Source organism: Microbulbifer sp. ABE4_465 (assembly GCF_056160765.1).
Window position 1 is genome coordinate 310,689 of the sequence record NZ_JBSWXV010000001.1, and the last position, 13,342, is coordinate 324,030.

The following is a 13,342-nucleotide window of genomic DNA, read 5'->3' on the forward strand; positions in this document are numbered from 1 at the left end:
CAATCCAAATAATAAATCTAATGTTGATTTCAACCTCTTTCTCTGTCGTGTACAGAGAAAGAGGTTGAAATGGAGAGAAAATATGAAACCTAGAATTCTGAAAAGTGTAGCCCTTATTGCGCCGGTTGTTGCTCTGATGGCGGGCTGTAAAGTCGATAAAGGTCAGGACTTTGTCGGTGATGGCGATCAACCGATCGTATTTAGTGAAGATGCGCTGAATATTGTGGTTGATGAAGATCAGGGCGTAATCGTGATTGATCTTCTTCAGGGCGCCACCGCTGGTGGCGATCCGCTTTCCGGGCAAAGTGGAGTTGGTGTGAGCCAGGTAAGCTTCGCCCAGGACACCATCACCTGGGATCCAGATGCCGAGAATAACGATCAGCCTATGTACGGTCTTCCCGTGCCGACTATCGTGGAGGATGGCAAGCAGGTAACGCCGTTTTTCCTCGACGGTAATCAAATGGTCGTAGATCTGAACGGATTCGATGAAAGACTGATCTCATGCTCTGAGTTTACGCCGGGTGAAAGTGTCAACCCCTGGCCGCGCCCCGTTCACACCTACACCCTTACCTACAACGTCATCAATGGCGGTGATCCGGTAACCAGAACCCTGAATCTTACGATCAATGGTGTGAAAGCCGAGATTGAAGAGATTGATGTTCAGAATCTGTCTGTTCGACTGGGCGAATCCGTTAATGCCTCTGCCAGCTTTTCTCCTCAAGCCGTATGTGACCAGGAATTGCGTTACGAGGTGAACGACGAATCTGTGGCAACTGTGGACGAGGCAGGTACCGTTACGGGGGTGGGCGTAGGTGAAGCGGAGCTTACTGTCTGGAATCCGGACAGCAATGTTTCTTCTACCGTTACGGTGGCCGTCGATTCCGATTTCCGCATCGGTGTTACCAATGCCGAAGGCCCTCGTGATGCATTGGTGAAAGAGATTGCTGCGTGTACCTATGGTGGCTTGCATGTGGAGTCAGAACCGACGCTTGGCGAGATGTTGAATGGCGTCTATCAATATAGCTGGAACACGGAAGAAGAGAGTCTTCTCACATTGCTTGATCTGGTTCCAGATGCAGATACTGAAAATGGCGAGTGGGCGATCCTTCAAGTTGGCGATGGCGATAAGAGCCCGGCTAGCAATGTCGCACAGGATGCTGAGGCGATTTCCGTTGCCTACGAATCCGGTGAAACCACTGCAGCAAAAGAGGATATCGATTCGCTGTCTGTTGCGGTAAGTGTTGTGCCCAACAAGGCCTGCCTGAAAGCCAATAATGCCGGTAATGCCTCGAACTGGGATCACACCTTCGAGCACAGTTTTCCGGGCAATGGGTACAACAAGTACATATCAGGGGCTTTCGACCAGGCTGTGGGAGATCCCATTTTCGGTAGTTCCCTGCGTGTGACCGCAGAGGAAGACAATACCATCGCCGGTGTTGTCAAAACCAACTGGACCAATGGTGACGCTGCCTTCGATATGTGGGGCTCCTACTATGGCGTAGGCCCCCGCGGCCACGGTGTGGAGTTTGGTGTTTCCATGTGGGTGAAGCTTGAGCAGCCGCGCGAAGGTGTGAAGGTCCACTTCAATCTCGCGCCCTGGCATGACAGCCGTAACTCTCTGGATAACAAGGCTGCAGGTAGCTTCCCGAATGCGGAAAAAACCGGCTCTGACTTTGCAGCGGAGCTGGCGCCGACCACCGCCTGGCAACTTGTTAACCTGGTAAACCGTAACCATACAGAAGATGAAAGCGATGATTCTTCTACCTATACGATCCCTACCACCTGGGCGATTGATGGAACGGCGAATACAACGGTTATGCCCTTCATCTATGCAACCGGGTTAACTGCAGGCGATCAAATTCTGTTTGATGATATTGCTGTCATGGAGCAATAACATAACGTGGGATTGGTATCCTGACCTAACAATAGCTGCCGTGAATTTCGCGGCGGCTATTTTTTTCACTTGTTGAAATAGGTAATCTTGCTATGAAACATTTTTTAGTTTTATTTCTGTTGCTGGTCTCTGCATTTTCATGCGTTGCTTCTGCTGATTCGGACGATTTTATTAACAGTCTCGATGTTCCGGATGTTATAGGTGGCGATCAGCCACTGCGGGTGGATGTTGATCTGAAAGTGGCCAAGACCCGGGATGTCTATTTTGTGTTGCAGCACTTTGGCAGCTGGAAGAAATTAAAGGAAAAAACGGCAAGGGTTACGGCTAGCGGCAAGTATCACGTAAATTTTGATACGAAGGGTGTCGAACCGGGAAAGTATCGGGTTGTTGTGTACGTAACGCCGCGCGATCAAAACTGGAATCATCGAGTGGGTAATGAGCTTAACGCCGTTACGTCTGTTCTGACTGAAAGTTCCTGGAATGAGCATATTTCAACGGAAGCGATTTCTGAGGTTCGCTGGCCCCGTCGCGTCAGCACTGGTAAGGAAGTGCTGGGTGTTAGCTATCGAGTCAACGCCCCAAAACTTTTGAATCTTGATTTGCTGAATGGGGACGGGGATGTCATTTCCAATATCCAATACCCGGTAACTGAGTCTGGCGACTTTTCTTTGCCAATTGATGATTTATTCGGCAAAGTCGGGGCAGGCAGGTTCACCTGGAAAGTCCTACTGCTGGCCGAGGACGGAGAGAGTGCCGTTGGTGATGAGGCTGTTTTTCATTTTACCGTGTATGGCGGGTGACGCTGTTGCCCTGGGCGCTGAATTGGTTAGTAATTTTTCCTGATGTGAGTAGTTTCTGTTGAAAATTGAATCCGTTGAAACATTATTGGGTGCCGTAGGCACCCGCAATCAACTGCTGGTCAAAGTCGTTACTGAATGCGGCCTGGTGGGCTGGGGGGAATCCGGGCTTTCAAACCGGGAGCAGGCGGTGATGGGTGCCGTGGCGCACTTCGCCGAATTCCTGCGTGGCCGTGACCCGCGCCAGATTGGCAGTATCTGGCAGGAAATCTACCGCAGCCAGTATTTTGAAGGGGGCAGGGTGCTGACCGCGGCCATGTCCGCGATCGATATTGCGCTGCACGATATCGCTGGCAAAGCGCTACAGGTGCCTGTATATCAGTTGCTGGGCGGTAAGCAGCGGGACAATATTCCCTGCTTTGCCTGCTGTTATACGGAAGCGGATCCAGACCGCCTGGACGAGTTGGTAAAAGAAGTCACCGCACTGATCGAACTCGGCTGGACCACCATTCGGGTGATTCCCGCCGGTTTCGATGATCCGAAATTTTTCGATCCGCAGGATTCCATTGCACGCACCGCTCGCTGTCTTACCGAGTTGCGCAAAATCATCGGTCCGGATATCACCCTGGGTATCGATTACCACCATCGCCTGAGCGTGGCCGAGGCGGCGTCTTTCTGTCAGCGCATGGCCCCGGGCACTCTGGATTTTCTTGAAGAACCTATCCGCAATGAATCGCCGGACGCTTACGCTACTCTGCGCACCCTGACCACGGTGCCATTTGCCATTGGCGAGGAGTTCAGCTCCAAGTGGGCGGCGATGCCCTTTGTGGAAAAAGGCCTCACCCAGTACCTGCGGGTGGACGTGTGCAATATCGGTGGATTTACCGAGGCGATGAAAGCCGCGGCCATGGCCGAGGCACACTATATCGATGTGATGCCGCACAACCCGCTGGGTCCGGTATGCACCGCTGCCTCCAATCACTTTGCCGCAGCACTGCCCAATTTTGCCCTGATGGAGACCCATCAAGGGCCATTCTGCACCTTCGGTTTTCACGACCCGGCACTCTTCCCGGTGCAGCACAAACTCGACGGCACCGCATTCGTATTGCCGGATACCCCGGGGCTTGGTGTGGAGGTCAATGAAGAGGCCTTCCGACAGTCGCCACCGGTCGCCGCAGAGGCGCCACACCTGCGCAGGGCCGATGGCTCGGTGACCAACTGGTAAGCAAGATGAGCACTATGTCTGAAACGCCTTTTACCGATGTTACCGCGGAAGTCTTCGATGGGCGCCCCTGCCAGTTGGGTGAGGGGCCGTTGTGGCATCCGCAGCGCCAGACCCTTTACTGGGTGGACCTGCTCAATTGTCGCCTGATGGCGAAAACCGAAGCCGGTGTCGAGCTGGCCTGGGACCTGGGGGAAATGCCCTCGGCGATTGGCTGGATTGATGCCGAGCAATTGCTGGTGGCCTGCGAAAGCGGGCTCAACCTGTTCAACGTGGAATCTGGAGAGAAGACTCTGCTGCGTGCGCTGGAGCCGGAGCTTCCGGGTAACCGCAGCAACGACGGTCGCGCTGATCCCTGGGGCGGATTCTGGATTGGCACCATGGGGAAAAACGGTGAAGAGGGCGCGGGTAATCTTTACCGCTGGTATCGCGGTGAGCTGCGCAGGCTCGATACAGGCCTCACGGTCCCCAACGGTCTCTGTTTTGATCGTGAGCGTCGAAAGGCGTATTACGCGGATTCCGCGGCGAACACCGTCTACAGAGTGTCGCTGGGTGCGCAAACAGGCTGGCCGGAATCGTCACGCCAAGTGCACCTGGACCTGACCGATGGCGCGCTGATTCCCGACGGTGCAGTGGCAGATTCTCAGGGGAATATGTGGACCTCCCTCTGGGATGGAGAGCGTACCCAGTGCTACAGCCCGGACGGTGTCGAACTGGGAGCCCTGAAGGCACCGATTATCCGCACCACCTGCCCGGCCTTTGGCGGGCGGGACTTTACCGATCTCTATGTGACTACCGCAGCGGTAGGACTTGAGGATGCGCCCGATGCCCCGGTGGCCAATGGTGTGACCCTGGTGTATCGCAATGCAGTGAAAGGGCAGGCGGAGCCCGCCGTCATTCTGTAAGGGGTTAGCGGATGATCTCGGGCTAATACGTTGCCAGCCTAAACATCATATGTTTAAATAGGTCTTATACGTTGCCAAAGGCACAGCAAAGTGTCGGCAATTAGCGATGAAGAATTCAACAAGGTACCAACAATGAATAACAATAGTGCCGCCAGTAATGTCACCAAATATGCACTGATTGCCGCCTTTGGCGGCTTTGTGTTTGGTCTGGATGCTGCCAATATTTCCGGGGCCGTACGCTTTGTCAGCTCCCAGTTTGAGTTGAGCAGTATGCAGGTGGGCACCCTGGTGGGTTGCGCCATTGTCGGTGTGATTATTGCGCTGTTTTTCACCGGTACCCTGTGTGAGCGTTTTGGCCGCAAGAAGGTTCTGCTTGCCATTGCAGGAACCTACTCTCTCTCGACTCTTGTTTCGGCCTTCGCCGTGGACTACAACATGTTGGTCCTCGGCCGTTTTATTGGTGGTGTCGCCTTTGCCTCAATCACGGTTTCGGCCATGTATATCGGCGAAGTGGCGCCGGCAGACAAACGCGGCAAGTTTGTCTCGGTCAATCAGTTGTTGATTACCCTAGGTAGCCTGCTGGCGTTTATCGTCAATTACTTCCTCGTTAAATCCATGTCGGATATCAGCTGGGTCCACAATGAAAACGTGTGGCGGTTGATGTTGGGCTTTGAACTCATCCCGAACATTATCTGGATCTCCCTGTTGCTGACCATTCCCGAATCGCCGCGCTGGCTGGTGACCCAGGGGCGCGAGCAGGAAGCCCGCGAAGTGTTCGCCCGTGTTGCACCGGAAGCACAGGTTGGCAGCCTGGTGGCTGAGGTGCGCGGCAGTATCGATGAGGAGCGTAAAAACAGTACCCTCGACCAGCTCAAAACCCTGTTCAGCAAACCCATGCGTTTGGTAGTGCTGATCGCGGTTTGCTACGCAGTGGTGCAGGGTGCGACCGGCATGAATGCAGTGCTGTTCTATGCGCCGACCGTATTCGAGCAGGTGGGCATGAGCGTGGAAGACAGCTTTATGCAGACTATCGTGCTGGGTCTGGTTGCCGTTGTATTCACGTTGGTGGCCATCACCACCGTGGAGAAGCTTGGTCGCCGTGTGTTGACCCTTGCCGGCCTGGCATTGATCGTGGTTGCCCACGCTTCCACCTGGTACGGATTCGAATCCGCCCGCTATACCCTGGATGACAATGCAATTGTGGCCCTGGAAGCGCAGCAGATCGACGCAGCGCCGCTGGCTCCCTATATCGGCAAGACTTACGAGAATGATGTTGCACTGAAAAACGACATCGCCGCAGTCTATTCGAAAAAGGATGTGCCGCTGGTGAGTGGCCCGATCATCAACTCGACGATTGAAATCAGTGCGGGCTTTGTTCTGTTCGGTATCTTCGCTTTCCTGGCTGCGTTCAATATGTCCATCGGTCCGGTGATGTGGGTGATTTTCTCGGAAGTCTTCTCCAATCGGGTACGCAGTGTGGCCCTGCCGTTCGCGGCACTGGTGCAGAGTATTTCCAGCTACCTGATTCAGCAGTTCTTCCCCTGGCAGCTGGAGCACCTGGGTGCAGCGAATACCTTCCTGAATTACGGAGTGATCGCCTTCGTGGGCATGCTGGTCATGCTGATGATCCTGCCGGAGACCAAAAACAAGTCCATCGAGCAGATTGAAAAAGATCTGGTGCGCCCGGAAAGTGGCGGCAAAGCAGAGTTGGCAACCTGATTCCCAAGGGAGTCGGTTGGAGAAGTAACATGACAAATCGTTTGCAGAATCAGGTCGCCATTGTCACCGGTGCCGCGGATGGCATCGGCAGTGCAATCGCCCAGTTGTTTGCCCGTGAGGGTGCCAAAGTCTGTGTCGCGGATGTGGATGTCGAGCGCGGCCTGGCGCTGGTAGAAGAACTGAAAGCGGCAGGGCAGCAAGCCATTTTCACCGAGACCGATATCGCCGATGAAGATTCGGTGAATGCCATGGTGCAGGCTACCTGCGAGCAGCTCGGCGCGCCGAATATTCTGGTCAATAACGCCGCCCTCACTCCCATGGGGAAGAGCGTGCTGGATGTTTCTCGCGAGCAGTGGCAACGCAATTTTGCCGTCAACGTGGACGGCATGTGGCACTGCTGCCGTGCGGTACTACCGATGATGAAAGCCGCCGGTGGTGGCAGCATCATTAATGTTGGTTCAGTGCATTCCTTTAAAGTTGTGCCCGACAGCTTCCCTTACGGCGTAACCAAGCATGCCGTGATTGGTTTAACGCGAAACCTCGCGGTGGAATTTGGGCCAGATAACATACGAGTAAATGCCCTGTGCCCCGGCATGGTGGAAACCCCCAACGCCTTCAAGGCCTGGGAGCAGACCGAAGATCCAGCCGCAGCGCGCAAGGCCATTGGCGATGTACACCCGCTGCGCCGCAATGCCAGCGTCGAGGAAATCGCACGTCCCGCGTTGTTCCTGGCCAGCAGCGATTCAAGTTTCATGACTGGGCACAGTCTTGTTGTCGACGGTGGGCGCTCGGTGCTCTACCACGACTAGGGTGAATGTGGTTTTCATCTCACCACATTCTCCCTCACTTTGATGATGCGAGTTGCGTTCAAAGTGTTGTCTTGCCGGCACCTTCACGGGTGCCGGCTTTTTTTTGGCCGGCTCCTTCAGTGATTTCCGCTCCGCTTACCTTACCGCTTATCCCTGTCCCCGACCTGTCTGACCAATCTCGCATAGTTGGCCGATAAAAGTCATAAACGTATTGTTAGTGTAAACATCATATGTTTAAATTGTTTGCAACTGGAATGAATCAATAAGCTTAAGGTGGGTGGTTGCTGGCGTCTTATGCGTGGCCACCCGCAAGGCAGGCAACAGGGGACTGAATATGGCACTGGCCAAACGTATGTATATCGGGGGAGAGCTGTGTGGTGACGGCTACCTGGACGTGGTCAATCCGGCAACCAATGAAGTGGTTGGCAGTTTTGCCGAGGCGACCGTAGCCGATGCCCATAGGGCGCTGGAAGCCGCTCAGGCCGCTTTCCCCGGCTGGTCGACCACCAGCGTCGCCGAGCGCGTCAGCTGGATGCACAAGCTGCGCGATGCCGTGCTGGCCAATGAAACCCACCTGCGCGAGTGCATTCACCTGGAAATGGCCAAGCCCTGGGCGGCCACCAAAGACGACTACCAGATGCTGGTACACAGCCTGGAGTTTTACGCGGAAGAAATTACCCGCATGCATGCCGAGTCCCTGGTGGACCGCGAAGGCACCCACGTGCACACCCTGTCCCGTCAGCCCGTTGGCGTGGCGGCGGCCTTCCTGGCCTGGAACTTCCCGCTGCTGAACCTGGCCTACAAGCTCGGCCCGGCCCTGGCTGCCGGCTGCCCGATTGTGATCAAGCCGTCTTCCAAAACCCCGCTTTCCGCCTATGCGGTGGGCGAGCTCTGCGCCGAGATCGGCCTGCCGGCCGGTGTGGTCAATATTATTTCTGGTACGGACCACGAGATTGGCGATGCCATTTCTGCTTCTACGATTCCTGCGCTGCTGACCCTGATCGGATCCACTCAGACCGGGCTGCATGTCATGCGCACCGGTGCCACCTCTATTAAGCGCTATTCCATGGAGCTTGGTGGCAATGCGCCGGCACTGGTATTTGCCGATGCGGATCTGGATCTCGCCGCCGATGTGATCTGCGGTGTGAAGTACGCCAACTCCGGGCAGATCTGTGTAACGCCTAATCGGGTGTTCGTGGAAGCCGGTGTCGCGGACGCATTCCGTGAAAAAGTGCTGGCTCGTGCCGCAGCAGTAAAGGTGGGTTACGACCGCGACGGCGATATTGATATGGGTCCGGTGATCGATCAGCGTTCCGTACAGCGCATTGATGCGCTGGTTCAGGACGCAGTAGAGAAGGGCGCGACCCTGGTGCACGGTGGCAAGAAGCCGGAAGGGCTGGATGATAGCCTGGAGAAGGGTGCCTTCTACGCGCCGACGGTACTGGACGGCGTCAATAACAGCATGCGCCTGTACAGCGAAGAAGTATTTGGCCCGGTGATCAGCCTGCTCACCTTTACCGATGAAGATGAAGTGATGGTGCAGGCAAATGACACCGACGCCGGTCTGTCATCGTATATTTTCACCGCCGATATCGAAAAAGCAGAGCGCTGCGCGGCGCAGCTGCAATTTGGCGAGGTACAGATTAACGGTATCAAGTATGCCATCGACCTCCCCCACTGCGGGGTCAAACAATCAGGTATTGGTGTGGATTGTTCACACCTTGCGCTGGACGACTACCTGGCACCGAAACGTGTAACGCGCGCCATTAAAAAATAAAACTGAGAAACCTCTGAATAATTACTGCGCGAGCGCCTGGCGGCGCCCGGCTGTGCTCGGATGCTCACGTACTTAAGTACGCTCCGCGTCCTGTGCGCAGGCGGTCACAACCATCCACTCGCTCGCTACATTATTCAGAGGTTCTCTGAACTAATTTCCGAAATACTTCGGGATTGAGTTAGGGGTTAACTCCATGAAAATAACAAAAATCATCAGTCACGTGCTGCAGTACGATCTCGAGGAAGAGCTCGGCTATTCACAGCAGTACTACTTGAAGCGCACCACCCATCTGGTGGAAGTGCAGACCGATGTGGGCATTACCGGTTGGGGTGAATGCTTCGGTGGCGGTAACGTGGCTTTTGCCAATAAAGCTATCGTGGAAAAAGTCATCCAGCCGATGATTCTGGGGATGAATCCTCTCAATCGGGAAGTGATCTGGCACACCGTCTACAACCTGTTGCGGGATCACGGTCAGAAGGGCATGCCCATGCAATCCCTGTCCGGTGTGGACATTGCCCTGTGGGACATCGCAGGTAAAGCCCTGAACCAGCCGGTTTACCAACTGCTGGGCGGTGCGTTCCGCGAACGTATTCCAGCGTACGGTTACGGCATGATGCTGCAGCGTGTACCGGATCTGAAAGAGCGTTTTGCCGAGGAGGCCGTCGCCATCCGCGAGAAGGGCTTCCGCGCAATGAAAATGAAAACCGGTCTTGGCCACAAAAAAGATGTCGAGTTGGTGGAAGCTGTGCGCAACGCCATCGGTGACGATGTGGGCCTGATGGTCGACGCCAACCACGCCTACACCACCCGTGAAGCCATCCCCATGGGCCGCGAATTTGAAAAGCTGGGCGTGGACTGGTTTGAAGAACCGGTAGCACCGGAAGACTACCGCGGCTATCGCGACCTGTGCGAAGCCCTGGACCTGAATATTTCCGGCGGTGAGTGTGAGTTCACCCGCTGGGGCCACCGCGAACTGATCCAGAACCGCTGCGTGGATATTCTGCAGCCGGAAGTCTGCGCGCTGGGTGGTATTACTGAGTATCAAAAAGTGCTGGCACTGGCCACGGCGAACTTTATTCCCGTGATCAACCATGTGTGGGGCTCGGCGGTGGCCGTGGGAACCAACCTGCACCTGCTGGCGGCACTGCCGGATCTGCCCGGTGCGGCACACCCGGTTCAACCCATGCTGGAGTACGACACCACGCCAAACCGCTTCCGTGAAGAGCTGCTTACCGAACCCCTGCGGATTCAGGAACAGGTCGCAGAGAGCGGCGGCACCGTTGCGCTGCCAAAAGGCCCGGGTCTTGGCATCGAGCCCGACCGCGACTTTATCAAGCATTTTGAAGTCGACGCCTGATAGTTTGTCTTAATTGCGCTCAATTATTCGTAATTGTTGCAATGCTTTCGTTATTTGCCCCGGCGGTCTATCTGGCATCTTTCCAGTGGTCGACCGGGGTTTTTTCTATCTGATGGATTAATCCATGACTGATCACGCAAACACCGCGCCGGCATTAATCGGCGTCGACTGGGGCAGCTCCAACTTCCGCGCTTTTCTGATGGATCACCGTGCCGCACTGTTGCAGGAAACCACCAGCCCCAGGGGCATGTTGACGCTCGACCAGGAAGCATTTGAATCCTTTCTGATGGAACAGATTGCTCCCTGGCTCGAAGGCGGCAAGCTGCCGGTACTGATGACCGGCATGGTCGGCAGTGCCCAGGGCTGGAAAGATGCCGGTTACGTGGACTGCCCGCTGCCACTGTCGGCAATGGGTAAGACGCTGTGCCCGGTGGCAAACGGCCAGGGGCTTTCCATGGGCATTGTGCCCGGCGTGCGCGGCCGTTCCTTCAGTGGCTTTGCCGATGTCATGCGCGGCGAAGAGGTGCAGATTCTCGGTGCTGAAATACTGCAGGGCAGTGAAGTAGGGGCCGGTGAAGCCATTGAAGGTGTACGTCTGTTGTGCCTGCCGGGCACTCATGCCAAGTGGGCGAGGGTGGACCTGTGTTCCACTGCCGGCGGTGAGGCCGAGCCGGCGATTATGGATTTCGCCACCTGCATGACCGGCGAACTATTCAACGTGTTGTGCCAGCACAGCATCCTCGGTCGTCTGATTCCTGTTGATGGTGCGGGCAAGGTCGCAAGCCCGTTCAACGCTACCGCGTTTGATCGCGGTGTCGGTGTGGCCGCGGAGCATCCAAACCTGCTGCACACCTTGTTCAGTGCGCGCAGCGCGGTGGTTGCGGGTGCCGTTGCCGATACATTTAAGCTAAACGCGGATCAAGTCCACAGCTATCTGTCGGGCCTGTTGATCGGTGCGGAAATGCACACGGTCACCGCAGAAATTGGCCGCCCAACCCATGTGACCCTGGTGGGCGGTGGCAACCTCACCGCCCTGTACCAGCGTGCACTCGAGCTCCGCGACATTCCTTCTGCAAGCATCGACGGCGACAGCGCCGTGCGCCGCGGGCTGGTGGCCATTGCCAGCAACGCCGGCTGGCTCTAAACCATAAGAATTTTTGGAGAAAAACATGACTGTAAACGCACTGAATTCCTATCTCGAAGCACTGCCCCTGGTGGCCATTCTGCGCGGTGTTCAGCCCACCGAGGTTGTGGCAATTGCCGAGCCCATCCGCGAAGCCGGGTTCCGTATTATCGAAGTCCCGCTGAATTCCCCGGAGCCCTGTGCCAGCATCCAGGCGCTGGCGGAAGTGATGGGCGATGAAGTACTGGTCGGCGCCGGTACCGTATTGACCGTAGAACAGGTACGAGCGGTGGCAGAAGCCGGTGGCAAGGTGATTATTTCTCCGAACGTGAATGTGGACGTGATTCGCGAGACCAAACGCCTTGGCCTGATTTCCATGCCCGGTTTCTGCACGCCTACCGAAGCGCTCGCGGCCGCAGATGCGGGCGCGGACGCGCTCAAACTGTTCCCGGCCACCGCGCTCGGGCCGCAAGGGTTCAAAGTGGCCTCGGCGGTATTCCCGGACCTGCCGGTGCTGGCGGTGGGTGGTGTAGGGCCACAGGATATGCCGGAATATCTGGCCGCTGGTTTTTCCGGTTTCGGTCTGGGTTCCGGGCTGTATCGCGCGGGTATGACCGTGGCGCAGGTGCGGGACAATGCGGAGGCCTATGCCTCTGGCTATCGCGCCCTGTCTGCCTGAGCGCAGGAAGGACAAGCAATGATGCCCGGTGTATCATTTCCCGCAAATTCTTCCAGGAGATTGATTCCCATGAAAACCATACTCGCGGCCTACGCAACAGCACCGGTGACCGACGACTGGCAGCCTGAATTGCAGGCCCAGTACCTGGATGGCATTAAAAAACTGAGCAGCATCCGTGGTATCGAACACCCGTTTACCGGTCAGTTGCACCCGCACGATGACGATTGGTTTTTGCAGGACATCGACCCCACCTGGGATTTCGTGTTCACCGGTGTGCCGGGCATCATGGGCCGCCTGGGGAAAAACCCGCACTTTGGTATCGCTTCCGACAACCCGGAAGGTCGCGCGGAAGGTATCGCCTTCTATCAGCAAATGCGTGCCGCAGTGCACAAACTGAATGCACATCTGGGGCGCAAAGCGGTGGATTTTATCCAGTTGCATACCAGCCCAAACCGCACCGGAAGCACTTCTTCCGTGGCCTCGCTGGTCGAGTCGCTGAATGAGATCCAGTCCTGGGACTGGGACGGCGCTGAGTTGGTGATCGAGCACTGTGATGCCTTTGTGGAGGGTGCACAGCCAGAGAAGGGCTTCCTGACGCTCGAGGAAGAAATTCAGGCGGTGTCAGAAGTCAACCGCGCTTGTGGTTGCGAGATCGGCCTGTCGGTGAACTGGGGACGCTCCGCGCTGGAAACCCGCAGCGTGCAGGGGCCACTACAGCACCTGCAGGCGGCGCGCGAGGCCGGGTTGTTGCGCGGCTTTATGTTCTCCGGTATTTCTGATCAGGATACGCCCTATGGCGTATGGCGAGACACCCATATGCCGCCGGCGGAAATCTTTGAAGGCGGAAGCTTTGCCGAGGGGTCCCTGTTGACCGCTGAGCAGATGAAGGCAAGCCTTGAGGTGGCAGACTGGTCCAGCCTGGATTTTCTCGGTATCAAGATTGGTGTGCGCCCGCAGGATTTGGGCGCAGATGCCCGAGTGGCCTATAACCGCGATGCACTGGCAGCGCTGGATTTATTTACGAAGGGTTGATCGTCGCCAAGATTCATTTGGAAGTTCA

Annotated in this window: 11 protein-coding genes; all 11 read left to right on the plus strand. The window is 56.1% G+C overall.

What is annotated here, in order from left to right; translation table 11 throughout:
- The first annotated feature begins 82 nt into the window (after window positions 1-82).
- The 11 genes from ACXAG1_RS01270 to ACXAG1_RS01320 all read left to right on the plus strand — a co-directional run bounded on the left by ACXAG1_RS01270 (window position 83) and on the right by ACXAG1_RS01320 (window position 13,314).
- Window positions 83-1,894: an Ig-like domain-containing protein gene (locus tag ACXAG1_RS01270; RefSeq protein ID WP_475118695.1), complete on the plus strand. Its 1,812-nt coding sequence runs from the start codon at window positions 83-85 to the stop codon at window positions 1,892-1,894.
- Between the two features lie 92 nt (window positions 1,895-1,986).
- Window positions 1,987-2,694: a hypothetical protein gene (locus ACXAG1_RS01275; protein WP_475118696.1), complete on the plus strand. Its 708-nt coding sequence runs from the start codon at window positions 1,987-1,989 to the stop codon at window positions 2,692-2,694.
- Between the two features lie 58 nt (window positions 2,695-2,752).
- On the plus strand, window positions 2,753-3,916 hold the full coding sequence (locus tag ACXAG1_RS01280; protein ID WP_475118697.1) for a mandelate racemase/muconate lactonizing enzyme family protein: 1,164 nt from the start codon (window positions 2,753-2,755) through the stop codon (window positions 3,914-3,916).
- A gap of 14 nt (window positions 3,917-3,930) precedes the next feature.
- Window positions 3,931-4,818 (plus strand): SMP-30/gluconolactonase/LRE family protein, encoded by an 888-nt coding sequence (locus tag ACXAG1_RS01285; RefSeq protein ID WP_475118698.1) that lies wholly within the window; start codon window positions 3,931-3,933, stop codon window positions 4,816-4,818.
- Between the two features lie 90 nt (window positions 4,819-4,908).
- On the plus strand, window positions 4,909-6,537 hold the full coding sequence (locus tag ACXAG1_RS01290; RefSeq protein WP_475118699.1) for a sugar porter family MFS transporter: 1,629 nt from the start codon (window positions 4,909-4,911) through the stop codon (window positions 6,535-6,537).
- A gap of 29 nt (window positions 6,538-6,566) precedes the next feature.
- Window positions 6,567-7,346 carry a glucose 1-dehydrogenase gene (locus ACXAG1_RS01295; RefSeq protein ID WP_475118700.1) on the plus strand — a complete coding sequence of 260 codons (780 nt, stop codon included), beginning with the start codon at window positions 6,567-6,569 and terminating at the stop codon, window positions 7,344-7,346.
- Window positions 7,347-7,680: 334 nt separating this feature from the next.
- Entirely contained in the window at window positions 7,681-9,123 is a 1,443-nt protein-coding gene (locus ACXAG1_RS01300) for an NAD-dependent succinate-semialdehyde dehydrogenase (RefSeq protein WP_475118701.1), read from the plus strand.
- A gap of 193 nt (window positions 9,124-9,316) precedes the next feature.
- Complete coding sequence (locus ACXAG1_RS01305) at window positions 9,317-10,480, plus strand: mandelate racemase/muconate lactonizing enzyme family protein (RefSeq protein ID WP_475118702.1); 1,164 nt, start codon at window positions 9,317-9,319, stop codon at window positions 10,478-10,480.
- A 124-nt stretch (window positions 10,481-10,604) separates the two neighbouring features.
- Window positions 10,605-11,624, plus strand: coding sequence for a 2-dehydro-3-deoxygalactonokinase (locus ACXAG1_RS01310; RefSeq protein ID WP_475118703.1), 1,020 nt, complete (start codon window positions 10,605-10,607; stop codon window positions 11,622-11,624).
- 25 nt (window positions 11,625-11,649) lie between these two features.
- Window positions 11,650-12,282: a 2-dehydro-3-deoxy-6-phosphogalactonate aldolase gene (locus ACXAG1_RS01315; protein ID WP_475118704.1), complete on the plus strand. Its 633-nt coding sequence runs from the start codon at window positions 11,650-11,652 to the stop codon at window positions 12,280-12,282.
- Between the two features lie 69 nt (window positions 12,283-12,351).
- The gene (locus tag ACXAG1_RS01320; protein ID WP_475118705.1) at window positions 12,352-13,314 is read left to right on the plus strand and encodes a DUF4862 family protein; all 963 of its coding nucleotides are present in this window, start codon (window positions 12,352-12,354) and stop codon (window positions 13,312-13,314) included.
- The last annotated feature ends 28 nt before the right edge of the window (window positions 13,315-13,342 follow it).

Bases quoted from the DNA above. Each gene is read 5' to 3' on its own strand.
- ACXAG1_RS01315 (WP_475118704.1), top strand. From the start codon at position 11,650: ATGACTGTAAACGCACTGAATTCCTATCTCGAAGCACTGCCCCTGGTG.
- ACXAG1_RS01295 (WP_475118700.1), top strand. From the start codon at position 6,567: ATGACAAATCGTTTGCAGAATCAGGTCGCCATTGTCACCGGTGCCGCG.
- ACXAG1_RS01300 (WP_475118701.1), top strand. From the start codon at position 7,681: ATGGCACTGGCCAAACGTATGTATATCGGGGGAGAGCTGTGTGGTGAC.
- ACXAG1_RS01320 (WP_475118705.1), top strand. From the start codon at position 12,352: ATGAAAACCATACTCGCGGCCTACGCAACAGCACCGGTGACCGACGAC.
- ACXAG1_RS01275 (WP_475118696.1), top strand. From the start codon at position 1,987: ATGAAACATTTTTTAGTTTTATTTCTGTTGCTGGTCTCTGCATTTTCA.
- ACXAG1_RS01270 (WP_475118695.1), top strand. From the start codon at position 83: ATGAAACCTAGAATTCTGAAAAGTGTAGCCCTTATTGCGCCGGTTGTT.
- ACXAG1_RS01310 (WP_475118703.1), top strand. From the start codon at position 10,605: ATGACTGATCACGCAAACACCGCGCCGGCATTAATCGGCGTCGACTGG.
- ACXAG1_RS01285 (WP_475118698.1), top strand. From the start codon at position 3,931: ATGTCTGAAACGCCTTTTACCGATGTTACCGCGGAAGTCTTCGATGGG.
- ACXAG1_RS01305 (WP_475118702.1), top strand. From the start codon at position 9,317: ATGAAAATAACAAAAATCATCAGTCACGTGCTGCAGTACGATCTCGAG.